The 23830-nt window shown below is 72.8% G+C and carries 19 protein-coding genes; 8 read left to right on the top strand and 11 right to left on the bottom strand.

The genetic code is table 11. The features are described 5' to 3' along the window. Positions 1-187: 187 nt before the first annotated feature. Positions 188-1156 (top strand): UDP-glucose 4-epimerase GalE, encoded by a 969-nt coding sequence (gene galE, locus ACIBNE_RS39240; RefSeq protein WP_399280542.1) that lies wholly within the window; start codon positions 188-190, stop codon positions 1154-1156. A 97-nt stretch (positions 1157-1253) separates the two neighbouring features. Here the strand turns inward: galE and ACIBNE_RS39245 are convergent, their stop codons facing one another. Both ACIBNE_RS39245 and ACIBNE_RS39250 read right to left on the bottom strand, forming a co-directional pair. Further along, positions 1254-2831, bottom strand: a complete 1578-nt coding sequence (locus ACIBNE_RS39245) for a hypothetical protein (protein WP_399280544.1) — start codon at positions 2829-2831, stop codon at positions 1254-1256. 227 nt (positions 2832-3058) lie between these two features. Continuing rightward, positions 3059-3721, bottom strand: coding sequence for a response regulator (locus ACIBNE_RS39250; RefSeq protein WP_399280546.1), 663 nt, complete (start codon positions 3719-3721; stop codon positions 3059-3061). A 248-nt stretch (positions 3722-3969) separates the two neighbouring features. Between ACIBNE_RS39250 and ACIBNE_RS39255 the strand changes: the two genes are divergently transcribed. The 5 genes from ACIBNE_RS39255 (at position 3970) to ACIBNE_RS39275 (ending at position 12551) form a co-directional block, all read left to right on the top strand. Beyond that, positions 3970-6072 (top strand): hypothetical protein, encoded by a 2103-nt coding sequence (locus ACIBNE_RS39255; RefSeq protein WP_399280548.1) that lies wholly within the window; start codon positions 3970-3972, stop codon positions 6070-6072. A 3-nt stretch (positions 6073-6075) separates the two neighbouring features. After that, the gene (locus ACIBNE_RS39260) at positions 6076-8370 is read left to right on the top strand and encodes a glycosyltransferase family 4 protein (protein WP_399280550.1); all 2295 of its coding nucleotides are present in this window, start codon (positions 6076-6078) and stop codon (positions 8368-8370) included. An 8-nt stretch (positions 8371-8378) separates the two neighbouring features. Further along, positions 8379-9851: a GDSL-type esterase/lipase family protein gene (locus tag ACIBNE_RS39265; RefSeq protein ID WP_399280552.1), complete on the top strand. Its 1473-nt coding sequence runs from the start codon at positions 8379-8381 to the stop codon at positions 9849-9851. Positions 9852-9928: 77 nt separating this feature from the next. After that, positions 9929-11974: a glycosyltransferase gene (locus ACIBNE_RS39270; protein ID WP_399280554.1), complete on the top strand. Its 2046-nt coding sequence runs from the start codon at positions 9929-9931 to the stop codon at positions 11972-11974. Between the two features lie 145 nt (positions 11975-12119). After that, the gene (locus ACIBNE_RS39275) at positions 12120-12551 is read left to right on the top strand and encodes an SsgA family sporulation/cell division regulator (protein ID WP_399280556.1); all 432 of its coding nucleotides are present in this window, start codon (positions 12120-12122) and stop codon (positions 12549-12551) included. Positions 12552-12570: 19 nt separating this feature from the next. Here ACIBNE_RS39275 and ACIBNE_RS39280 read toward each other — a convergent pair whose 3' ends face one another. Further along, positions 12571-13758 carry a sensor histidine kinase gene (locus tag ACIBNE_RS39280; RefSeq protein ID WP_399280558.1) on the bottom strand — a complete coding sequence of 396 codons (1188 nt, stop codon included), beginning with the start codon at positions 13756-13758 and terminating at the stop codon, positions 12571-12573. 199 nt (positions 13759-13957) lie between these two features. Further along, on the bottom strand, positions 13958-14623 hold the full coding sequence (locus ACIBNE_RS39285) for a response regulator (protein WP_399280560.1): 666 nt from the start codon (positions 14621-14623) through the stop codon (positions 13958-13960). 279 nt (positions 14624-14902) lie between these two features. On the opposite strand from ACIBNE_RS39285, the gene ACIBNE_RS39290 reads away from it, so the two are divergent. Continuing rightward, the gene (locus tag ACIBNE_RS39290; protein ID WP_399280562.1) at positions 14903-16372 is read left to right on the top strand and encodes an SDR family oxidoreductase; all 1470 of its coding nucleotides are present in this window, start codon (positions 14903-14905) and stop codon (positions 16370-16372) included. 26 nt (positions 16373-16398) lie between these two features. Beyond that, positions 16399-17505 (top strand): UDP-N-acetylglucosamine 2-epimerase, encoded by a 1107-nt coding sequence (locus ACIBNE_RS39295; protein ID WP_399280564.1) that lies wholly within the window; start codon positions 16399-16401, stop codon positions 17503-17505. A 32-nt stretch (positions 17506-17537) separates the two neighbouring features. Here ACIBNE_RS39295 and ACIBNE_RS39300 read toward each other — a convergent pair whose 3' ends face one another. The 7 genes from ACIBNE_RS39300 to ACIBNE_RS39330 form a co-directional block, all read right to left on the bottom strand. Then, positions 17538-18548, bottom strand: coding sequence for an LCP family protein (locus ACIBNE_RS39300; protein ID WP_399280566.1), 1011 nt, complete (start codon positions 18546-18548; stop codon positions 17538-17540). Between the two features lie 147 nt (positions 18549-18695). Then, on the bottom strand, positions 18696-20033 hold the full coding sequence (locus ACIBNE_RS39305; RefSeq protein ID WP_399280568.1) for a peptidoglycan-binding protein: 1338 nt from the start codon (positions 20031-20033) through the stop codon (positions 18696-18698). A 176-nt stretch (positions 20034-20209) separates the two neighbouring features. After that, on the bottom strand, positions 20210-20872 hold the full coding sequence (locus tag ACIBNE_RS39310; RefSeq protein WP_399280570.1) for a response regulator: 663 nt from the start codon (positions 20870-20872) through the stop codon (positions 20210-20212). 151 nt (positions 20873-21023) lie between these two features. Then, on the bottom strand, positions 21024-21812 hold the full coding sequence (locus ACIBNE_RS39315; RefSeq protein ID WP_399280572.1) for a DUF2637 domain-containing protein: 789 nt from the start codon (positions 21810-21812) through the stop codon (positions 21024-21026). A 71-nt stretch (positions 21813-21883) separates the two neighbouring features. Continuing rightward, a complete protein-coding gene (locus ACIBNE_RS39320; RefSeq protein WP_399280574.1) occupies positions 21884-22270 on the bottom strand; it encodes a WhiB family transcriptional regulator in 387 nt (128 codons plus the stop codon). Between the two features lie 95 nt (positions 22271-22365). Continuing rightward, positions 22366-22857 (bottom strand): hypothetical protein, encoded by a 492-nt coding sequence (locus ACIBNE_RS39325; protein ID WP_399280576.1) that lies wholly within the window; start codon positions 22855-22857, stop codon positions 22366-22368. Positions 22858-22869: 12 nt separating this feature from the next. Beyond that, positions 22870-23772 (bottom strand): C40 family peptidase, encoded by a 903-nt coding sequence (locus ACIBNE_RS39330; protein WP_399280578.1) that lies wholly within the window; start codon positions 23770-23772, stop codon positions 22870-22872. Between the last annotated feature and the right edge of the window lie 58 nt (positions 23773-23830).

Raw genomic sequence — 23830 nt, forward strand, 5'->3', positions numbered from 1 at the left:
GCAACCCGTTCGAGATGCCCTTGTTGGTATAGCTCTTGAGCCCGCCCCCCCAGAGGGGGGCGGGGCGCCGGGGGCCGGGGGGCCCGGGCGGGGGGGGGGGGGGGGGGCCCGGGGCCCCCCCGCCCCGCGCCCTCAGCGGAGGGCGCCGTTCCTCCGCCACCAAGGAGCCTCACACGAGAGGGAACCCATGACGTTTCTGATCACCGGCGGAGCCGGGTACATCGGCGCGCACGTCGTACGGGCCATGGCCGAAGCGGGCGAGCGCTGCGTCGTCCTGGACGACCTGTCCACGGGCGACGCGAGACGGCTGCCGGAAGGCCTGCCGCTGGTGGTCGGCTCGGTCCTGGACCGCGACGCGGTCGAGGACACCCTCGACCGGTACGGCGTCACGGGGGTGGTGCACCTCGCGGCGAAGAAGCAGGTCGGCGAGTCGGTCGAGGTGCCGCTGCACTACTACCGGCAGAACCTGCACGGCCTGACCGTCCTGCTGGAGGCGGTGGCCGCCGCCGGGGTGCGCGGCTTCCTGTTCTCCTCGTCGGCCGCCGTCTACGGGATGCCCGACACGGACGCGGTCACCGAGGACACCCCGTGCGCGCCGCTGAGCCCGTACGGGGAGACGAAGCTGGCCGGTGAGTGGCTGGTGCGGGCCGCAGGGCAGGCGCACGGCTTCTCCACGGCGTGCCTGCGCTACTTCAACGTGGCGGGCGCGGCGGCGCCGGAGCTGGCCGACACGGGGGTGTTCAACCTGGTGCCGATGGTGCTGGAGAGGCTGGACGCGGGGCGGGCGCCGCGCGTGTTCGGCACCGACTACCCGACGCCGGACGGCACGTGCGTACGGGACTACGTCCACGTCGCGGACCTCGCCGACGCCCACCTCGCGGTCGCCCGCGCGCTGCCCGGGCGCGGTGCGGGCGACCTGACGGTCAACATCGGCCGGGGCGAAGGCGTTTCGGTGCGCGAGATGGTGGACCTGATCAACGAGGTCACGGGGATCGGCATCGCGCCCGAGACCGCGTCGCGCCGGGCCGGTGACCCGGCCCGGGTGGTGGCGTCGGCCGACCGCGTCGCCGCCGAGCTGGGCTGGAAGGCCCGCCACGGCGTGCGGGACATGGTGGAGTCCGCCTGGCTGGGGTGGCAGCACCACCGCCGGGGGTGAGGCGCCCCCGCTGCGGCAAACGCGTGCGGTTTCCCCGGAGCGCGCTCGGCGCCCCGGGGAAACCGCACGTACCGGCCCTCGCGACGGAACCGGCCGGTCAGTTCCGCCCGCGGAACGAGCGCCGCAGCAGCAGCCCGAGGCCGAACAGCACGGCAGCGAGGCCGAACAGGAGCGTCACCTGGGCGCCGGTCGAGGCCAGGGCGCCTCCTCCGTCGTCACCGTCGTCGGAGGGCGCTCCGCCTGACGGACCGTCGGACGCCCCGGCCGACGGAGCGGGGGACGGCTCCTCCGACGCGCCGGGCGCCGGGTCGCCGGTCGGGCCGGGCGACGGGGTGTCCGTCGGGCCGGGCCCGGGCTCCTCGGAAGGGTCGTCCGTGGGCTCCGGCTCCGGCTCGGGCTCGGGCTCCTCGGTCAGGACCTCGGCCGTCGACTCGTTGGAGACCATCTCGGCGCCCTGCGACCCGTCGCCCTTGGCCCGTGCGGTGTTCACCACGCGCCCGGCCTCCGCGTCCGCCCGCGTCACCGTGTACTCGCCCGTGCACACCGCGCTCGCGCCGACCTCGCCCTTGGGCTTGAGCACGGTCACCGGGCACGACACGTCCTTGATCTTCGGGTCGTCGACCTTCAGGGCCGAGATGGTGAAGGGGGAGGTGTTGGTGACGATGAACTGGTACGGGACGGTGTCGCCGACGCGGTAGCGGTCGGGCTGCACCCCGTGGGACTGGTCGACCTGCTTCACCAGGTTCAGCTCGCCGAGCGGCTCCAGCGACCAGACTTCGAGGTTGCGGATCAGATGGGTGTCGGTCCATCCGCCGGTCGAGCCCGCGAAACCGAACTTGTAGGTCTTGGGGGCGTCCTTCGACATCCGCTGCTTCAGGATCTCGCGGTAGCCGCTGCCGTCGTGGAAGTCCAGGGAGACGGTGACCACCGGGCGCTTCTCCGCGGAGATCACGACCTTGACCGTCCGCTTGGCGTCCTTGAGCGACGTGCCGCGCAGCTGACCGGGCAGGGTGGACTTCCCGGCCTCGTCGGCGGTCGTGCGCAGCAGGCAGTAGCCCTTGCCGCCGTCTCCCGGGCCGCGCAGCGACACGGCGTTGGGGATCTTCTCGGCGTGCGGGGACGGCTTGGCGCAGCCCTCGCCCCTGCCTTCCGTGTCCTTGACGTAGTTGCCCCAGGTGTCCAGGCCCACGCCGACGTAGCCGCCGTCGACGCCGAGGACGTCCTCAAGGGGCGCGTAGCCGAGCGAGCCGCCCGTACCGCCGGTCCGCTTGAGCGTGCGGGAGCCGTCGACCAGGAAGAACCCGATGCCGTCGGCGCCGTTGCCGCCGTACTGGTACTGCTCGAACTCCACGCTCAGGCCGCCGTTGCCGGGGAGCGGCAGGTCGTAGACGACCGCTCCCGACCGGTGCTTGCTGGCGTCCGTCAACTGGAGGTAGCCGGGGGCCGCGCCGGGAGCGGGCGCGTTCTCGGTGCGGGCGCAGGGGCCCAGGGCGGAGGAACCCGGGGGCGGGGCGTCCACGGCCGCGGTCAGGCAGGCGTCCCCGAGGGGGAGCAGGTGGGGGTCGGCGATCGACGTTCCGGTGAAGGAGTCCCCGAGGATGAGGGAGCCGTTCGCCCCGCCCGACCCCTTCCCCTCCGCCGCGTGGGCGGGGGCCGTGACCCCGGCCAGTGCCACGGCCAGGACCGCGGCCCGCGCGCAGCGGTTCAGCCAGTTCCTTCTCGGTGCGCGCGTCCCTCTCCGTACGGACGTCGAAACGCTTTTGTCTATTTCTATCATTTTCTGTTTTTTCTCCGGTATCCGGCGAATGTCGGCCGCCGAACAGCCTGGCCGCGCCGATGACGGAGAAACCCGACCAGTGGATGACATCCGCTGGCCACAGGTCTAGATGTACGGCCCCGACCTCAGGCGGAGAGCGCGCCCGCGGACTCCAGGCGGGCGGCCCACAGGGCGAGTTTCGTCCGGTTGCTCATTTCCGTGCGCTGGAGCAGCCGGGAGACGTAGGTCTTCGCCGTCGCCGGGGCGACGCCGAGCCGGAGGGCGATCTCGTTGTTGGTGAGCCCCTCGCTCAGCAGCACGAGCACCCGGCGGTCCTGGAAGGTGAGGGAGTCCATCTTGCCCCGGTCGGACTCGCCCGGGCACGAGCGCACGGCGCGGCCGGCCCGCTCCACCAGCCAGGGGATGAACTCGGCGGACACGACCGCCTTGCCGCGGGCGACGGTCCTGACCGAGGCGGCCAGCTCGCGCGTGCTGCAGGACTTGAGCATCAGGCCGGACGCCCCCGCGGCGAAGACGTCGGTGAGGGTCTGCTCCGTCGCACCGGCCGCGACCACCAGCGTCCTCGTCCCGGCCTGCGCGGACCGCAGCTCCCTGAGCACCTCGACCGCGCCGCGGCCGGGCAGGTCGAAGTCGAGCAGCAGGACGTCAGGCCGCTCGCGCTCGACGAGGCCCAGCACGTCGGCGCAGTGGCCCACCGTCGCCACGACCTTCATGCCGGCTCCTTCGAAGGAAAACTTAAAAAGACTCCGCGCCATATCCCGGCCTTCGGCTACAACAACCTCGACCATCGGTCGCTCCTCCCTTGGTGAACATATTCATCGGTTTCACCGCCCCGAAAAAGATTCCACACCTTCGAGCTATATCAAGCTAACAGCCCGAACCCCTTGCCCCCACTCTCCTAAAGTCGACCAAGGGTCATCGTATGGAGGTGCGGCAAGGGTTCTTGTGCGTGCCATTCTGAGATTCGAGATCGCATTTCTCACCGTCTCGTCGACGGAGATCAAAAATGCGGCAGCAGACGAGACGGGAGCACGTTTTGACGACCCTGAGCATTCGTGCACGCAGGGCCCTGCGCATCAAGAAGAGATTCCGCGTGGCCAGGCTGCGCGGCCTGTGCGCGGTGGTCCTGCTGGTGGCCGGGTTCCTCGCCATGCTGGGCGGCGCGCTGTCGGCCGCGCCCGTCGTCTTCGTCTGCGCCGCGTTCGTCTCGGGCACGGCCGACCTGTACCTCCACCGCGCGGACCCGGCCCTGATGCGGCTGTGGGGCACGCGGCGGGCCGGCGTGACCAACCGGGTGCTGGCGCGCCTGGTGCTGCTGGCCCCGCTGCTGGCCGGAACGCCGTTCATCACGGTGGGCCAGGAGCAGTTCCCGGTACTGGTGGCGCTGCTGCTCGCGGTCGGGATCGCGCTGTTCTCCGGTCTCACCGCCGCGCTGCGCCGCAAGCGCCAACTGCCGGTGTCCACCCGCAACATCGACCTGGCGCGGCTGCGGATCGGCGCCGCCCCCTCGCGCTGGCTGACCGGCTGGCCCGGCCAGCGGCTGCTCCACCACGAGCTGGTGGTCTGGGCGGGTCTGGCCGCCGCGGTGGCCACGCACTCCTTCGCGCCCCTGGCCGTCGGTCTGACGGTGTCCGGCTGTGCGATGGTGCTGGTGCTCCTCCTGCTGTGCGCGTCGGTGCTCAACGCGCGGCGGATCGCCCCCGCGGCCAAGGTGCTCCAGAAGGTCGACGCCTGGCTCGGGCACTACCGCCCCAACGTCGTGCTGTACTTCAGCGGTTCCCGGGAGTCCTCGTACCAGGTCAACATGTGGCTGGAGACCCTGGCCGGGATGCGGGCGCGGCCCCTGGTGCTGCTGCGGGAGCGGCACCTGCTCCAGCAGCTCGACCCGACGTCGCTGCCGGTGCTCTGCGTGCCGTCGCCGGTCGACCTGATGGCGATGGACCTGTCGTCGGTGCGGGTGGCGCTGTATCCGGCGAACGTCGGCAAGAACATCCACCTGCTGCGCGATCCGTCGATCAAGCACGTGTTCATCGGACACGGCGACAGCGACAAGATCGCCAGCGTGAACCCCTTCAGCAAGGTCTACGACGAGATCTGGGTGGGGGGCGAGGCGGGCCGCGACCGGTACGCGCTGGCGCGGGTCGGCGTCGACGACACGCGCATCGTGGAAGTGGGCCGCCCCCAGCTGGACCTCCTCCGGGCCTCCGCGGCGGCCCCGGTCTCCGGCGTCCCGACCGTGCTGTACGCGCCCACCTGGGAGGGGTGGACCGACGAGCCCGGCAACACCTCGCTGATCGACGCGGGCGAGAACATCGTCCGCGAACTGCTCGCGGTCGACCCACCCGTACGGATCCTCTACAAGCCCCACCCCTTCACCGGCATCAGGTCGCCGCAGGCCCGCCGGGCCCACGAGGGCATCATGCGGGCCCTGGCCGGCGCCAACAGGCGTGCGTCGCGCCGTCTGGTGCTGCGCGGCTCGGTGCGCGAGCGCAACCGGCGCGAGAGCGCGGCGCGCGATCTCCTGGTGGCGCGGCGGGACCTGGCGGAGCTGGAGGAGCGGATCCGGCACTCGGCGGGGGACGAGGCCGAGCGCATGCGCGAAACGGCGCGTCCCGACCTGCCGGGGCTGCACCGCCTGGCGGAGCTGCGCGCGGAGGCCGACCGGCTGTTCTGGGCGGCCCACGCCCCGCACGAGCACGTCGTCGTCGAGCGGGACGGCCCGCACCTGTACGACTGCTTCGGCCCGGCGGACCTGCTGATCAGCGACGTCTCCAGCGTGGTGTCCGACTTCGTCGCGACGCTCAAGCCGTACGCCATCACGGACACGGTCGGCGTCGGCGGCGAGGAGTTCCGGCTGCGCAACACGGCGGCCAGGGGCGCCTACGTCCTGACGCCCGACGCGCGCGGCGTGCGGGGCCTGGTCGAGTCGCTGCGGTTCCCGGCGAACGACACGATGCGCGAGGCGCGGGAAGCGGTCAGGGCCTACCTCCTGGGCCCCGCCGAGCCCCCGTCGCGGGTGCGCTTCTCGTCCGCGCTCGCCCGCCTCGTCGACCAAGGCAACCAGGAGCAGTTCCGCCGGGAGGAAGCGGCGGAGCAGCCGCCCCTCACCGCCACCCTGCTGCCCACCCCAGGAAGCTGACCCATGAAGATCTCGTTCCTCCTCCACAACCGCTACGGCATCGGCGGCGTCATCCAGAGCACGCTCAACCTCGCCGAGGCGCTGGCCGAGACGTACACGGTGGAGATCGTCTCCACCCGGCGCGACCGCGACCGCCCGTCCCTGCCGCTCAGCTCCGCCGTCGAGGTGATCGACCTCGTCGACACCCGGAAGACCTCGTACGCCTACGACGGGAAGAACCCGGCCTTCACCACCGCGCCGCTGGTGTACCCGGAGGGCGACAAAGCCCGCTACCAGGACGTGTCGCGGCTCACCGAGATCAGGCTGGGCGAGTACCTGGCCCGCACGGACGCCGACGTCGTCGTCGCGACCAACCCGGGCATCGCGGTGTGCCTGGCCTCGATGGGCTCGCGCGAGCGCATCCGCATCGCGCAGGAGCACCAGGCACTGGCCTCCCCGAACAGTCCGCTGGGGCAGCGGCTCACCGAGGCGTACCGCGAGATGGACGCGGTGATCACGGTGAACCCGGACGACGCGCGCAAGGCCCAGCTGGCGTTCGGCCACGCGGGGACGCGCATCGAGACGATCCCCAACTGCCTGCCCGCGACCTCGCTCGCGCCCTCCGACCTCGGTTCGAAGACCGTGGTGGCGGCGGGGCGGCTGGCTCCCGTCAAGAGGTTCCACGAGCTGGTGCGGGCCTTCGGGCACGTCGCCCAGGAGCGCCCGGACTGGCAGCTGCGGATCTTCGGCGTGGGCGCCGAGCGCGGCCGCGTCGTGGACGAGATCAACGCGCTCGGCCTGTCCAACCACGTCTATCTGATGGGCAGTTCGTCCCGCATGGACGTGGAGTGGGCGAAGGCGTCGCTGGCCGTCTCCTCCTCGCAGGCCGAGGCGTTCTCGCTGGTGATCGTGGAGGCGGGACGCGCGGGCGTGCCCACCGTGAGCACGGCGTGCGACGGGCCGCGCAGCATCATCCGGCACGGCCACGACGGGCTGCTCACCCCCAAGGGCGACCCGGAGGCGCTGGCCGACGCGATGCTCCAGCTGATCAACGACGACGAACTGCGCGCCCGCATGGGCACCAACGCCCTGGACATCCCCCAGCGGTACGCCCCCGAGGCGATCGCGCGCTCCTACGTCGACCTGTTCGGGCAGCTCCACGCCGACCAGGCCCTGCCGGACACCGCCGACTGGTGGACGGACGAGCGGGGCGACGTGGTGGTCCGCGTCGCCGCGCCCGACCTGGCGACCGACGCGCTGCGGCTGCTGTGCGTCAGCAGCGACGGGTTCGCGCCCGAGCCGACGGTCTCGCTGCCCTTCACCCGCGTGGAGGACCGGCCCGGCGCCCCGCTGCTCTGCCGCATCAGACGGGACGCGCTGCCGCTGACCGAAGGGGTGTGGGAGCTGTACGCGGAGGCCGCCGACGGGCGTGCGCGGCGGCGCCTGCACACCGGCAGCTGCGACAACCGGACCCTCATGTCGGTGCGTCACCAGGACGCCGCGCCGGGGCAGCCCGCCCTGGTGTCGCTGCTGCCCTACTCGGGGACAGGCGAGACGGTCGACCTGCGGGTGTGGGTGCGCGGCTCGCACGCCGAGGTGGTCAGCGTCGAGACCGACGGGGCGGAGGGTTCCGAGTCCCTGGTCACCGTCGACGTCCGGAGCCCCGAACCGCTGCCCGAGCGGCTCGCGGTCGTGGCGCAGTCACGGCACGGCGGCTCGCTCGACTTCGAGCTGCCGGTGCGCTCGCGCACCGGTTCGCGCCTGACGTTCGCGCTGCCGTTCGACGAGTTCGGCCGCCGCCACACGACCGGACACGACGTGTGGGACCTGTACGTGAGCAGCGAGTCCACCCCTCCGATCCGGGTGGCGGGGCTCACCGGCGACTGCGTGAACCGCAAGGCGGTCTACCGGTACCAGTCGGTCCTGCTGGAGCGCACTCCCCGGGGGCGGGCCAGGACCCGCCCGTACTACACGGTCGCCAACGAGCTGTCCGTGAACGTCGTCGACCTGCGGGAGCGCTCCGGCGACTCCGCGCGCGGCATGGGCAGGCTCAGGCGCAGGCTGCGCAGGAACGACGAACCGGAGGCCGCGCTCGCCCCGGTTCCGGTCAGGGCCGAGGAGCCGGCCGACGCGCTGCCCCGCGAGGAACTGATCGAGCTGTGCACGACCCGGGAGGCGCAGCTCGACGAGATGGAGAGCCGCTACGACGCAGCGGCCCAGGCCCTGAAGCAGGCGGCGGCCGAGCTGGCCAGGCTCGGCGACGACCTGCGCGGCAGCGGCGACGAGACCGGTTCCCCGATACCCGCCCACCACAAGTGAGGTTCCCAGTGAGGTTGTTCGGACAACGGCGCCGCAGGGCGGACGACATCCACGACGGCGGGGACCGCCGTACGGTCGTCGTCGCGGCGGACTCCGTCGCCGCGACGCGCGGCGAGGCCAACGAGGTCCTCTCCGGCTGGGGCCAGCACCTGGGCGACGCGCTCGGCGGTGCGGTGGACGTCGTCAACACCGCGTCCGACAGCTGCACGGCCCGCTGGTACTTCCGCAACCGGCTCCCCGGGGTGCTGGACCGGCTGTCGCCCGGCGACGTGTTCCTGATCGGCTTCGGGGTGTGCGACCAGGCGCTGACGCGCCCCGACCTGTACCTGACGCCCGAGGAGTTCCGGGCCCACCTGCACGCGTACGTCGACGTGCTGACGGCGCGCGGGGTGGTTCCGGTGCTGACGACTCAGGTGGCCAGGCACGTCTTCGACGAGCACGACGAGCTGCGGGCGGTGGCGGGCGACTACTCGGTCCACACGCGCCGGGTCGCGGCGGAGCGCGGGGTGCCGCTGCTGGACCTCCAGCGGTCGACGTCCCGGCTGTTCGACGCGTGCGGACCCGAACTGGCGCGCGGCTACTTCCGCTGGTACGACGCCGGGGAGCACCCCGCCTGCCCGGACGGCATCGTCGACACCCTGCACCTCAACAGGAACGGCGCGCAGGCGGTGGCGTACCTGGCGGCGCGCGGGCTGCGTCGGCTCGGGGTGCTGCCCGCCTCCGTCCCGCCCCCCGCGGACCGCCCGGCCCCGCCGCGCACCGTGCGCTGGAGCCGGAACGTCCTGGCGGCGCGGTGGCCGAAGTGGGAGGCGGGTCCCGAGGTGCACCCGGCACCCGTGGTGGAGACACCGACCGGGGTGCGGCCCGCGCCCCCCGCGCCGAGGTTCACCGGGACGGCGGGCCCCGGTGTGGAGCGCGTGCTGTTCCTGGTGGACGGCGCGGTGCTCGGCTCCACGGGGGTGGCCGCCGACGGACGGTGGTGCTGGCGCGGCGTGCGGGGCTGGGCTCAGGGGCGGCACACGGTCGAGGCGGTGGCGGTGTCGGACCGGGGGCGGTCGCGGCCCGCGCAGGTGCGGTTCCGGGTGCGGTTCGCGGTGCCCTCACCGGTGGTCACCGCCCCGGCGCCCCGGTCGCTGAACGGGCCGAGCCCGGTGTTCAAGGGGACGGCCGCGCAGGGCGTCCGTACGGTGGCCGCCTTCTGCGAGGGCCGACCGCTCGGCCGTGCCGAGGTGGCCGACGACGGCTCCTGGCGGTTCCGGCTGCCCCACGACTGGCTGCCGGGCACCCACCGGATCTCCTTCGCGGCCGTGGGCAGCGGAGGCGGTTCGGAGCCGGCGACGCTGGTCTTCGACGTACTGGCACCCGACGCGTCCTCCTGGCTGCGCCGCGACCCCGTCTCCTGGCATCACTGCGCGCCGGGCGGCGACTGTCCCCACATCAGCAGGGCGAAGCCGCCCGGGGCGAAGAACCTCCTGGAGTAGGCGCCCGCCGCTCCCGCTCGACCCCGGGCCCGTCGGGCCCGGGCACCGGTCCAGATCCCGCACCGCGGAGGAACGTCGTGAAGGTCTCCTTCCTCATCCACAACCGCTACGCCATCGGCGGAGTGATCAAGAGCACCGTGAACCTGGCCGCGGCCCTGGCCGACGACCACCGGGTGGAGGTGGTGTCCCTGCTGCGCGACAGGGAGGACGCCGACCTCCCCCTGGACCCCCGGGTGGGCGCGGTCGACCTGGTCGACCTGCGGACGACGTCGCACCGCTTCGACGGGGACGACCCGCTGACGCGAGCCCCCGTGCGGGTGTTCCCCGTGAAGGACGGGATGCGCACCAAGGACAACACCAGGCTGGTGGAGGTGCGGCTGGCGGAGTACCTCGCGGGCACGGACGCCGACGTGGTGGTCTCCTGCCACCCCGGCATAGCGGTCTGTCTGGGCCGGATGGGCGGCGACTTCCTGAAGGTCGCCCAGATCCACCAGGCGAGCTTCTCGCTGGGCGGGGAGCAGCGCAAAGCGCTGCGGGAGGCGGCGAAGGGCCTGGACGCGGTGGTCTCGGTGAGCCGGGAGGACGCCGGGAACCTGCGCCGGATGCTCGCGCCATCGGGGACGTACACCACCTCGCTCCCCAACTGTCTGCCGCCGCTCGCGGGCCGCCCTTCCGACGGCGACACCCGCACCGTCATGGCGGTGGGCCGCCTCGACCGTGGCAAACACTACGACCGGCTGATCCGCGCCTTCGCGGACGTGGCCGGGGAGTTCCCCGCGTGGCGGCTGCGGATCTACGGGCGCGGGGGCGAGCGCACCGCGCTGGACAAGCTGGTGGGCGAACTGGGCCTGCACGACCGGGTGTTGCTGATGGGCGCCACGGGCGACATGGAGATGGAGTGGCCCAAGGGGGCGATCGCGGTGTCGGCGTCGGCGGCCGAGTGCCTGCCGATGAACGTCATCGAGGCGATGACCCACGGCCTGCCGGTGATCAGCACGGACTGCGACTACGGCCCCCGGGAGATCATCGAGCACGGCACGGACGGCCTGCTGGTGCCCGTGGGCGACGTCGCCGCGATGGCCGGGGCGCTGCGCGGGCTGATGGCGGACGGAGCGACGCGCTCCCGGATGGCGCGGGCTGCGCTGCTGGCCGCGGAGCGCTACGCGCCCGGCGTCGTGGCGGACCGCTACGGCCTGTTGTTCCAGGAGTTGGCGGCGGCGCGCTCGCTGCCCGCGACGGCGTCGTGGACGGTCTCCGACGAGGGCGACGTCGAGCTGACGGTCCCGGCCCCCGAGCACGGGGAGGGGCTGCGGCTGGTGTGCGTCGGTCCGGGTGAGGAGGCGGGCGAGGTGGCCTTCCCGTTCGGCCCCGCGTCCCCCCCGGCGGAAGGCGCGGCGGCCGGGCGTCCCGCGGTGACGGCCGTGGTGCCGCGTGACGGGCGGAGCCTGCCGGAGGCTTCCTGGGACCTGTACGTGGAGTCGCCCGCCACTTCGGTGCGGCGGCGGCTGCGCACGGGGAGCTTCGACAACCGGGCCCTGCTGAGGCCCGTGGTGCCGCGCGGCACCGCTCCTGTGCTGCACGCTCTCGTGCCGACGGTGGGCCAGGACCGGAAGCTGTCGATCCGCAGCTGGATGCGGGACGTCCACGCGGAGGCCTCGCGCGTCGAGCCCGAGGAACGCGGGTTCACCGTGTCGGGCCGCTTGTGGGGCACCGGGCTCTCGCGGTCCTGCACGGTCTGGGCGAAGGGCCGCGAGAACCGGGAGGGTGACTTCCTGCTGCCCGTACTGGCCCTGCCGGGCGGGGAGTTCCGCTTCACCGTGCCCGCCCGAGCGACGACCAAGCGGCGCTCGGGGCCCCACGACGTGTGGGACCTGTTCCTCGTGCCGTCCCCGGGCGCGCCGCCGGTACGGATCTCCCGGCTGCTGGGGGACTACACCGACAAGAAGGGCGTCCACAACTACCCGCCGCTCGTGCTCGGGCGGACGAAGCGGGGGCCGGTGCGGGTGCGGCCGTTCTTCACCGCGGACAGCGACCTCTCCCTGAACGCGGTCGACCTCGGGCGGCGGCGGACCCCGATGCGGCTGCCCCGCAGGCTCGGACGCGCGGCCAAAAGTACGAATTGATTGACCGAACACGGCCGAAGGTCAACTTTCGCAGGAACCCGGCCGACCGCCCGGCCCCTAGCGTGAGGCCGTAGCGAACCGGCGTTCCCCCAACTCGCGCTGGCCGTGGAAGCGCCCCACCCACTCATGCACACAGGACGGCTCCATGCAGCACACCGTTACCCAGATCATCGACGTTCGTCTCGTGTCGTCGGACATGGCCGTCGGTGAGCCGGTGCCGCTGCACTGCCACCTGACGTACACGGCGGCCCATCCGCTCACCGTGCGCACGCTCTTCCTCTCCGGGAGCCACGAGGTGGCCGACTGGAACGTGGGGCGGCAGTTGCTGACCTGCGGGATGTCGGCCCCCACCGGCAGCGGTGACATCCGGGTCTTCCCCGGGGGCCGTCAGGAGGCCGCCGAGACGATGATCCGGCTGAACGGCGTCGACCTCGCGGAGCAGCGGTGTTCGGCCCTGGTGGCCGTGCCCACCGGGATGCTGCGCGGCTTCCTCTCCGTCGCCTACCAGATCGTGCCCGCCGGGTGCGAGCAGCTCGATGTGGCCGGGTTCCTCGACTCCGTCCTGGCGGGGGAGTGACCGGGGCCGGGCGCACGGGTCAGGACCCGTCGTCCGGGCCCTTCCCCAAGGTCGGGATCCTGACTCTGAGCGCGAACCCGCCCCCTGGTGTCGGGGCCGCGTCCAGGGTCCCGCCCAGCTCGCGCACGCGCGTGCCGATGCTCCGCAGGCCGATCCCCGAGCCGCCCAGCATCGTGCCCGGCATCCTGGGTGCCCCGTTCTCCATGGCGAACTCCACGTGCTGGTCCTGGAATTCGAGGAGCAGGCGTATCGGGGAGCCGGGGCTGTACTTGATGGCGTTGGTGAGCCCTTCGCGGCCCGCGACGTACAGCACGTCGAGTGCTTCCTTCGGCAGCCGTACCGGCTCCCCCTCGACCGAGCAGGTCACGGCGACGCCGACCGTCCGCATGTTGCGCACCAGCGTCCCCATGAACTTCTCGTAGCCGACGCGGGAGAGCCGTGCGGGCGGTATCGGCCCGCTGGGGTCCTTGCCCAGGATGTCGAGGATCTCGCGCAGTTCGTCCATGGCGGCGCGCGCGGAGTGCTCCACGACGCCCGCCGCGGCGCGGACCTCGTCGGGACGTCCTGCGCGGGCCCTGATGGCCGCAGCCTGGAGGACGATGACCGCGACGTGGTGTCCGATGCTGTCGTGCATGTCGAAGGCGAGACGGGTGCGCTCCTCCAGCACCGCGTACTCGGCGGCCTGCTCCACCGCGGCCTCGGCCCGCAGCGCCTTGCCGCGCACCGCGTCGATCAGGTGTTCCTGGCGGCGCAGCAGCGCCCCGATCAGGGCGGGCGCCAGGATGTTGGCGACGAGGTAGTAGAGCACGTCCGCGCTCCACGGCTGGTCCCCGACGAGCGGCCGGGTCAGCGCGTACACCGCCGCGGCCGCCGCGAGCCAGCCCGCGCGGCAGCACCGGCCGTAGCGGCCGACCGCCCAGGTGCTGAAGATCAGCGGGGTCGAGTCGTTGGTGGAGAGCGTGGCGGCCAGGCTCGCCACGAGGGACAGTTCCGGGATCCGCCGACGCAACAGGAGCGGCAGCGCGCACAGGGCGACCAGGGCGATCAGGGCCAGGTCCGCCGTGCGCGAGGTGCTGAGGCCGCTGTCCTCGTCCGCGATGACGGCGAGCACCGTCAATCCGGCGCTCAGCAGGGTGGCGAAGACGTCGACGAGGCGCGGTGGGCACTGCCAGGAGACGGCTCGCGGAGAGAGTCGAGGAAGGGTCATGGATCCTTGTTTCGGACAGACGGCGACCTTCCACCATGCTCACCTGCCCCTCGACCGCCCGAAGCCCAGCCGGAAGCCGGAGGCCGCGACGGAGTATGACGATCCGGCGACCGAAGGATGACGCCGAAAGTCGATTCGCCCTGCCCGCACGAATTCCACGTGGCGGGAATTTCGCTGTTCGCGGCGGGCACTTCGCCGTTCAGTGCGGCGCGTCCTCCACCATGCCCGCCTCGTAGGCGAGGATCGCCGCCTGCGTGCGGTTGTCCAGATTGAGCCGCGCAAGGGTCCGCGAAACGTACGTCTTCACACTGGCCAGAGAAAGGTGCAGCCGTTCGGATATCTGCTGGTTCGTCAGGCCGGTGCCGATGAGGGCGAGGACTTCGCGTTCGCTCTCCGTCATCATGGCGAGTTTTTCCTGAAGACCCGAGTATCCCGTGGGGAAACGGCGGTCGGCCCGTCGCACCAGCCGGGACATGATGCCGCGCGACAACACCGTGCCGCCCGATGCGACCGTCCGCACACCTGCCAGCAGTTCACGGGTCTCGACGTCCTTCAGCAGGAATCCCGACGCCCCGACGTTCAACGCGTCGACGACCATGTCGTCCGCGTCGAACGAGGTCAGGATCAGCACCCGGGGCGGATCAGGCAGCCGGAGCAGCTGACTCGTGGCCTCCACGCCGCCGATGCGCGGCATGTTGAGGTCCATGATGACGACGTCCGGAGTGAGGCTTCGGGCGCCGCTCACGGCCTCGGCACCGTCTCCCGCGACACCCACGACGGTAATTCCGTCCGCGCTCTCCAGCACGGTCTGGAGACCGGAACGTATCAATGCCTGATCGTCCACGACCATGACCCGGACAGTCATCCGACATCCCCTTCCGTCAGGCTCGACAGACTTTCGTCAAGCCCCTCAAGTCACCTGCGACAAAAGAGGAGTGTAGCTGCTCTAAAAGGGTGTTCTGCCGCCCGCGAATCGCAGAGGATCCACTTTTGGATTCACTTTTCCACTTTGGTGAATTACGCGGACGCCATATGGCTACTACGTTCTGATCCGTCAGCGAGTTCCCCTCGCCGGCAACCCGAACCCCTGGAGCAGCGAGCCGTGTTCAGCAGCGCCCCCCGGTCCTCCGACCGAGTAGTCGCCGTGGTCTTGGCCGGCGGTACGGGAACCCGGGTGGGGCTGGACGTTCCCAAGCAGCTCGCCAAAGTGGCGGGGAAGACCGTCATCGAGCACACCCTGTGCGCCTTCGAGGCGTCCCCCGACGTCGACGACGTCCTGGTCCTCATGCACCGGGACCACATCGCGGAGGCCGAACGGATCGTGCGGGCGGCGGGGCTGCGCAAGGTGCGCGCGGTCCTCGCGGGCGGCCCCTCCCGCGGCGCCACCGCCCGGCGTGCCGTCGACGTGCTGAGCGGTCACCTCGGCGCGGCGGACCGGGCGAAGATCCTGCTCCACGACGCGGTGCGCCCGCTGGTCTCCCAGCGGGTGATCTCCGAGTGCGTCGCCGCGCTGGACACCCACGGGGCCGTCGACGTGGCGGTGCCCGCGTCCGACACCATCATCGACGTCGACGCCGCCGCGGACAACGGAGGTGACGGCGACGGTCCGGAGCGCGTCGGCCGGGAGCCGCGCGTGACCCGCATACCGGACAGGTGCCTCCTCCGGCACGGGCAGACGCCCCAGGGCTTCCGCCTCCCCGTCCTGCGGCGCGCCCACGAACTGGCCGCGCGCGGCACGGACGAGGGGGCGGCCCCCGCCACCGACGACTGCGCCGTCGTCCTGCGGTACCTGCCGGACGTCCCCATCACCGTCGTACGGGGCGACGCGTTCAACCTGAAGATCACCCACCCGCTCGACCTCCTCGTCGCGGACAAGCTCTTCCAACTGCGCTCCCAGGAGCCGCCCGTCCCGGCCTCGTCCGCCTCCTGTTCGGCGGGGCTCCGGGGCCGGACCATGGTCGTCTTCGGCCCCGGCTACGGCGTCGACAGCGACCTCACCGAGCTGGCCGAGTCGTACGGCTGCCGGGTCATGAGGTTCAGCGCCACGCTGACCGGCACGCACGTCGACAGGCCGGACGACATCGCGTCGGCGCTGGCGCACGCCCGGTTGCGGACGGGCCGCATCGACTTCGTCGTCATCGCCTCGGGGCAGCATTTCCTGGGAGACCTGGTCGACGTCTCCCTGGAAGACGTACGCCGGGCGACCGCGGTCAACTACCTCGCGCCCGTGCACATCGCCCGGGCCGCCCACTCCCATCTCGCTGAAAGCCGGGGCCAGTTGCTCCTGTTCACCGCGAGCAGCTACGTCCGGGGCCGCGCCCGGCACAGCCTGCACTCCTCCACCAAGGCCGCCGTGGTGAACTTCACGCAGGCACTGGCCGAGGAATGGGCGCCGGACGGGATCCGCGTCAACTGCGTCAACCCCGACCGCCCCGCCGTCACACCCGAACCGCCCGCCGGGGCCGCCGGCACCCCGCTGACCTCGCGGGCCGTGGCGCAGACCGCGCTCGACGTCCTGGTGTCCGCGTCGACGGGCCACGTCTTCGACGTCAGGCCGCAGACCCCCGTGATGTTCGCGCGCCCCGCTCCCCTGCCCCGCACGACCCCGCTCTGACCTCCCCGCCGAAAGGAACCAGCCCCATGGGCGACGCCACCGTGGTCCCGTTCGCGGCGGCCCGCCCCAAGCGCCTGCTCGTCGCCGTGGGCCGGGCCGCCGACGCGGCCCTGCTCCCCCCGCTGGTCGAGCGCCTGCGCGGCCACCACCGCCTGCGCCTCCTGGAGCCGCACCCCGGCACGCCGCTCCCCGCGTCCGACGCCCGCACGGTCCACGAGGTGGTCTCGTCGCTGGGCCCGCTCCGCTCCAGGGCGCTGACGGCGCTGGCGGAGTTCGGCCCCGACGCGGTTCTCGTCAACGGCGGCAGCCCCGAAGCCACGGCGACGGCCCTCGCCTGCGACGACGCCAGCGTCCCCCTGGTCCACCTCGGTGCGGGGCGCGTCGGCCACGCGGTCGACCGCACCGCCCGGGTGCGCCGCCGCCTCGTGTCGGACGCCGCGCGGCTCCACCTCCCCGCGACCGGACCCGATGCGTCCGTGCTGGCGGCCGAGGGGGTCCCCGCCGAGCGGGTGGCGGTGGTGGGCAGCCTGCTCCAGGACGCGCTGACGTCCGGAGGGCCCCTCCCTCCCCCGGAGCGGGCGCCGTCGGGCGTGCTGCTGTGCCTCACTGCGGACGTACGGCGCAGTCGTCGGCGCCGCGGGCTGCGGCAGGCCGTGGAGTTGGTGCGCGCGCTCAGGGAGTGCGGCGAACCGGTTTCCTTCGCCGTACCGCCGTGGCTCCCGGGGGACGAGCACGTGCGCGAGCGCGGCTACGCGCTCGCCGCCGCGGGTGCAACGGTCCTGCACGCCCCGACGCGGCGGGAGTTCGTCCGGTTGCTGGCCGACTGCGCCGCTCTCGCCACCGACTGCGAGGACCTGCACGAGGCGGCCTGCGGGATGGGGCTGCCGGCCCTGCTGCTCCCGCCGCCCGCCGCCGTGGTCCGTCAGGACGCGCCCGACGGCTGCGTCGCGCTCGGCGCGCCGGACCTGGACGCGACGCTGGCCGCACTCGGCGACCTGGCCGCGCCCCGGCGACGGGAGCGGGGCCTGCACCGCGTCCGGGCCGACGGCGGCACCGGGAGCGGCGGCTCGGCCGCCGCTCGGGTGGCGGAGCTGCTGCGCGCCCCCGAGGTCTGGCGGCGCTTGCGCCCATGAAGACGAGCACGTCCCCACGCGGCGCCCGGCTGTCAGCTCGGATGCTCCGCCAGCTGGTCGACCTCCCGGTCGCCCGCCAGATAGCCGGCCATGTCGTCGTCCCGTACCGCCTGCCAGAGCCTGCGGCTCTCGACCCGGTCCAGTTCGACCGTGGACTGCCCCCGGACCATGGGCGTGCCCGTGACGGGGACGTTCATGAACTCCAGGTCGCGTCCGCGCAGCCCCTTCAGGTCCCACGCGAGGCCCAACAGGTCCCCGTCGGACAGCCGGTCGTCGACGCTGACGCTCGCGGTGAACTTGTCGAGCAGGCCCTTCGTCTTCAACGGGCTGGTGAGCGAGGCGTTCGCGAGGGTCTCGGTGAGCACCGACCGCAGGTAGTTCTGCTGCCGGTGGGTGCGGTCCAGGTCGCCGCGTGCCAGCGACTTGCGCTCGCGCACGTAGGCGAGCGCCTCCTTGCCGTTCATGTGCCGCTCGGTGCCGTCGGCGAGCGGGATGTCGACGCCGCCGAGCGCGTCAGTGAGGTTCTTGAAGCCGTCCCAGTCCAGGACGGCCAAGTGGTCGATCCGCAGGTCGGTCAGGCGCTGCACCGTGTCGATGAGCAGCGGCGGACCGCCCCAGGAGAAGGCAGCGTTGAGCTTGGCCTCGCCGTGGCCGGGGACGTCCACCCACGAATCGCGGGGCAGGGAGACGAAGTAGGCGGCGGAGTGGTCCGCCGGTATGTGGACCAGCAGCATCGTGTCGCTGCGCTGGGCACCGTACTCCCACACCGGGCCCTTGGCGCCCTTGCCCGTGGTGGGCAGGTCCGAGCGCGCGTCGATGCCGACGAGCAGGAAGTTCTGCCCGCCCTTGCCCTCGGCGGGCGGCTCGCCCGTGGGGAAGACCCCGGGCATCCGGTCGATCTTCCCCAGGTAGTGCTTGACCGTCCACCACGAGCCCCCGGCCAGCGCGCCGAGTCCCAGGAGGAGCATGACCAGTGCGACGATCACCGCACGCCGCGCCCTGGACCTGCGGTGCTTCGGTTCCGCGTCGATCACTTGCGTCACTTCTTCTCCCTCTGCATCCGTAATGCGACGGTCGGCCGCTTCATCACCGTAGGAACAGCGCGTCGGCGGAGGGGAGGGACGGAAGTTGACCCTCCGAGGCGGAAGGTGGACCCGGAGGGGGCCGGGTACGGGCCCGGTGCCCGCCCGTCAGCCGAAGAGCAGCCGCCAGGTGTGCGGCCCCGGATAGCCGTCGGCCTCCGCGCCCCGCCAGCCCCGTGCCCGCTGGAAGTCCTCCACGTTGCGCCGGTCGCTCTCGCTCCACGCCCGGGAGGGGCCGACGCTGTAGTGCCTGCCGTACCCCTTGGCCACCAGGCGCTGCCCCAGGCGCAGCACGTGGTCGTTGGACTGCCCCGGTCGGAAGTTCCCGGCACCGGGGAACCCGGTGGAACCACCGCCGCCACCACCGCCACCGCCCGACCCGATGTCGCGGCCCCCGCCACCGACGAGCAGGCTCCAGGTGTGCGGTCCCGGCATACCGTCCGCCTCGCTCCCGCTCCACCCCTGGGCCCGCTGGAACGCCTCGGTCGCCCTGCGGTCCGACTGCGTCCAGACGGGTCCGGGACCCGAGGTGTAGAAGCGCCCGCCGCCGCGCGCCACCAGCATCCGCCCGAGCCGGGTCACGTGCGCGTTGCTGGCGCCGGGGCCGAAGCTGCCCGCTCCGGGGAAGGCGGCCCCGCCGCCGTTGCCACCACCGCCGTTGCCGCCACCGCCGTTGCCACCGTCCTCGGAGATCCCGTTGTAGCGGTAGGGGACGTACCCGGACGAGTTGTTCCAGTACGCGTACGGCGTGGCCCTCTTCAGGGTGTTGGGCCTGGTCTGCTCGTAGGCGGTGTACCGGGTGCGCGAGGAGTCGGTCCAGCCGCCGAAGAGCGTCACGTGCGATCCGGCGGCCGGGTTGGCCGGGTTGTTGTAGACGAGGATGTCCCCCGGCCGCAACTGGTCCTTGGTGATGCGCGTCGCGAAGGACGGCAGCGTCCAGGTCGTCTGGCTGCTGCCCAGGCCCCAGGCCATCGACACGAAGCCCGAACAGTCCTGGCGGTAACCGTCCGACCAGTAGTGGCTCATGCTGTACGGGACCCTCTGGTCGACCCAGCGCTGTGCGCGGTCCAGCACCTGCTGCCGGGTGACCGACCGCCGCGTGAGCACCCGCGCCTCCGCCCGGCTGCCACCGCGCATCCCCGAGACCTCGCCCTGAGGCGTGGACACGACGCCGTGCCCGGCCCCCGGTCCGCCCCGCTGCCCGGGGACGGCGGCGTCCGCGCTCGGCTGCACGGGGGTCCCCGTCCCGGGAACGGCCGCGACCGCGGCCTCTCCCCCGCCCACGACCGTGCCGACCGCGGCGACGAGCACCGCGGCCTTCCTGGCCGTGCGGGCCGGGGCACCGCCCTGCCACGGGGCCCCGCGCCGCGCGACCCTCTCGTACGTGCATCCGGTGCAGACGCAGTCGGCTTCAGGGGGCGTTTCCACGAACAGCGGCGAGTCCATCGGGCGACTCTTTCCATGTAGTCGAACAGTGCCCGCCGTCCGTCCGCACGGCGGGGTACTGCCGATCATGGAGAGCGAAAGCGGGCGTCCCCGTCGCCGAAGGTCGACAGGTGCCGGCTCCGTGGCCCTGATTTCGGGGCCACTCGTACACCCGGCCCGGATCCGGGCGCGGGCCCTCAGCTCCGCTCGGCCAGCCCGATCTCGTACGCGAGGAGCGCTGCCTGCGTGCGGTTGTCCAGCTCGAAGCGGCCCAGGACCCGGGAGACGTACGTCTTCACGCTGGTGATCGAGAGGTGCAGCCGCTCGGCGATCTGCTGGTTGGTCAGGCCCTCGCCCACCAGCATGAGCACCTTGCGCTCGCTCTCGCTCAGGGCGTCCAGCTTCTCCCGAACCCCGGGGTGGTAGAACTGCGAACCGGTTCCCTCCGCCCTGCCCAGGAGTTTGGCCATGATCGGGGGAGACAACGCGGTGCCCCCGGCCAGCACGGTGTGAACCGCGCTGACGATCTCCTCCGTACGCGCGTCCTTGAGCAGGAAGCCGGACGCACCGGCGGCGAGCGCCTTCATCACGTAGTCGTCGGTGTTGAACGTGGTCAGCACCAGCACCTTCGGCGGGTCGGGGAGCCTGAGCAGTTGGAGGGTGGCCTCGACGCCGCCGATCCGGGGCATGTTGAGGTCCATCAGCACCACGTCGGGCTTGTGCTCCCGCGCCCTGGCCACCGCTTCCGCGCCGTCCCCGGCCTCGGCCACCACCTCGATGCCGCCGGTGTCCTCCAGGACCGTGCGCAGCCCCGAGCGGATCAGTGCCTGGTCGTCGACGATCATCACCTTGACGGGCATACGCTCTCCACCCTCCGTCGCTGGACGCTCGGCTACGCCCCATTCGACGGGCTCGGGCGACCGTGCGCCCGGTGGAGTCCACCACGCGGGTGAGCGGGAACGCGGACGAGCGGGAACCGACGGAGTACGGCTCCCGGGCTCCGGCGGCCGGTCAGAGCCTGGCGGCCGGTGCCGCCTGGGCGGGGTGGGACCGCGCCACCGTGCTCCTGGGCGTGCCCGGCCCCTTGCACGGCGCTTCGAGGACCGTCATCCGCAGGACCAGAGAGCGCCATTCAGTGAACGCCTGGGCGGGCGCGAGGATCCACCTCAGCGGGTGGGGCCTGGGCAGCGGGGTGCGGCCCGGCATCCCCCTGGAGCGCAGGATGGACGTCCGCAGCTCCTGGAGCAGGAACTCGAACGCGAGGTTGGCCGCGAGCGGGGACCACGCGGCGACGGCCCTGGCGTCGGACACGGTGCCCGCGTGGCGGATGTTGAAGTACACGGAACCCGCGGTGGCGCCCGCCAGCACGAGCCGCGCGGCGAGCGCGGGCCGCGCGTCCATCGCCGCCTGCCAGATCGTCACCGACATGGCGATCGCGAGCCCGTCCACGACGAGGGGGAAGATCCAGGGCAGCGAGAACCCGTCGGCGTGGCCGTCGCCGCGCGAGACGTGCGCGACGAAGTCCGTGAGGGAGACGAAGGACCACACCCAGCCGAGCAGCGCGACCAGCCCGACGGCGGCCGCCCCCGCGACGAAGGGCCAGCGCGATGGCCTGCGGTGCAGAGCCCTGGTGTCGTCGGGGCCCCGGCCGTCCACCGTCCCTCGGGCCTGGGACGCCGTGTGCCCGGGTGGTCGCTGCCCCTGCGTTGCTCCGGCCGTGCCTGGCTGGGTGCCGGTCGTCACCGCGCGTATGACCTCGTTCCGGAGGCCGGGCGTGACGGGTGCGGAGGTGTCGCTCATCGTGTGCTTCCTGTCGTTGCTCGTAGCTGGGTGGCAAACCGGTGGGGTGGGGGCCGGAGCCTTCGCGCGTGTCAGGCGGCCTCGGGGGCGTGCGCCCTGCGGGCCCGCTCAGCCCCTTGGCAGGAGCGGCACGGCTGCTCGCCCTTGCGCAGGTGGCGGCGGTACGCGGCGTAGGTGCCACAGGGCTTGGTCTCGCGCTGGGCGGGGGCCCTGACCAATCCGGCCACGAGCCGCGCGGAGCGGCGTCCGGTCTCGGTCTCCCCGCCCCAGACGCCGCGCTCGTCGCGAGCGCGCGCCCAGTCGCGGCAGGGCAGCCGGTAGGGGCAGGCTCCGCAGATCTCCCGTACGACACCGCGGATGCCGCCGTTCTCGGGGAACCACAGGTCGGGGTCGGTACTCGCGCACTCCGGCACGGTGTCGCCGTCCCGCAGGAACGCGGGAACCGACAGGGTTGTCATGAAAAGTTCTCTCGATCTCTCAGGTCACACCGCCGCACGGGTGTGCGGGGAGGGCCTCCCCGCACACCCGTGCGGCAATTTCTCTCAGTGGTCCTCTACACCGTGTGACGGGGTACGACGTACACCCCCCGGTGCCCGACGGACCGCAGCACGCCCTGTTCGATCAGAGCGGCCACCGCCGCGTCGATGGTCGCCGCGCGCACGCCGTACTCGGCGGCGAGCCGCACCGAGTCGGGCAGCCGCCCCGTGAGCCGCCCCCGGGCCGCGCGCTGCGCGAGGTCCCGGGCCACGCCCCGCCACACGGCCCCCCGCCGGGCGGGCGGGGGGCCACCCAGGTCGCCGGATGCCAGACGCGTCCTGGTGACCAGGGCGCGCCGGACGAACAGCGCCGTGACGTGTTCCACCCCGTAGCGCCACACGATGGACTCCACCGAGGGGAGTTGCTCCTCGGGCGTGCCGGGGGCGAAGAAGCGCTGCACGTCGTCGGCGATCAACTGGTAGCGGGGACGGTCCCCCGACGCGCCCGGCGGGGGGAAGGGCCGGCGTCGCCCCGGGGCGCCCCTGCCCGCACCCGCACTAGCAGGCATGGCGGGCCGCCCCTAGACCACGCGCCCGTACATGTTCGGGGCGTACCAGTCGAAGGAGGAGATCCGTACGGACTTCCCCGGGCGCGGTGCTTCCAGATACTGCCCGTCACCCAGGTAGAGGGCGACGTGATGGATGCCGGACGCCGACCCGTTGCCCGACCAGAAGACCAAGTCGCCCCGGCGCAGTTCGCCCCGGGCCAGCGGCCTGGACGCCCGGTACTGGTCGTCCGCGACGCGCGGCAGCGACACGCCCGCCGACTGGAAGGCGGCGCGCACGAGGCCCGAACAGTCCCAGCCGTCCGGACCGTTACCACCCCAGACGTACGGGTCTCCGAGGTGGGACCGGGCGAAGGCTATGGCGGCTTCGGCGCCGCCCCTGTGCGTGTCCTGGTCCGGACGGGGCGCGGGGCGCGCCGTGCCCCGGGACGGCCCCGCGCCGTCCTGTCCCGCGCTCGTGCCCATGTGCCGCTCGTACTTCTCCTTGTGGCTGGTCCACCACCAGTGCCCGCCCGATCGGTACCAGTAGACCCCGTCGACCGGGTCCCAGCCCTGGCTGCCCCGGAACTGCGGCTCTCCGCCCGTCCGCAGCGCCGCCCCGGACGTCTCACTCGTCGCGGTGGCGGTGTCCTGGCCTCCGCTGTGAGCCAGGTACTTGTCGCGGTGGGAGGTCCAGCGCCACCAGCCGGTGGCGTCCTTGTACCAGTACTTGGAGCCGTCCCAGCCCGCATGGCTGGGCGCGGGTTCGGCGTACGCCGAGCCGGCGCCGCCCGCCAGAAGCGCGGCTCCCACTGCGGCGACGAGTGCGCCGCGCAGGGTGACGCGCGACGCGGCGGAACCGGACCCCGCCTCGGGGACCGCGCACGAGGGACACGGACAGCGGGCGGGGACGTACTCACTGAACTTGGGTGCCTGCACGGTGGTTGACCTCCGGATCGGTCGGTGGGGGATTCGACACGGGGAACGTGTCGGGACG

The organism is Streptomyces sp. NPDC050504 (genome assembly GCF_044458065.1).
In the GTDB taxonomy this organism is placed as follows: Bacteria; Actinomycetota; Actinomycetes; order Streptomycetales; family Streptomycetaceae; genus Streptomyces.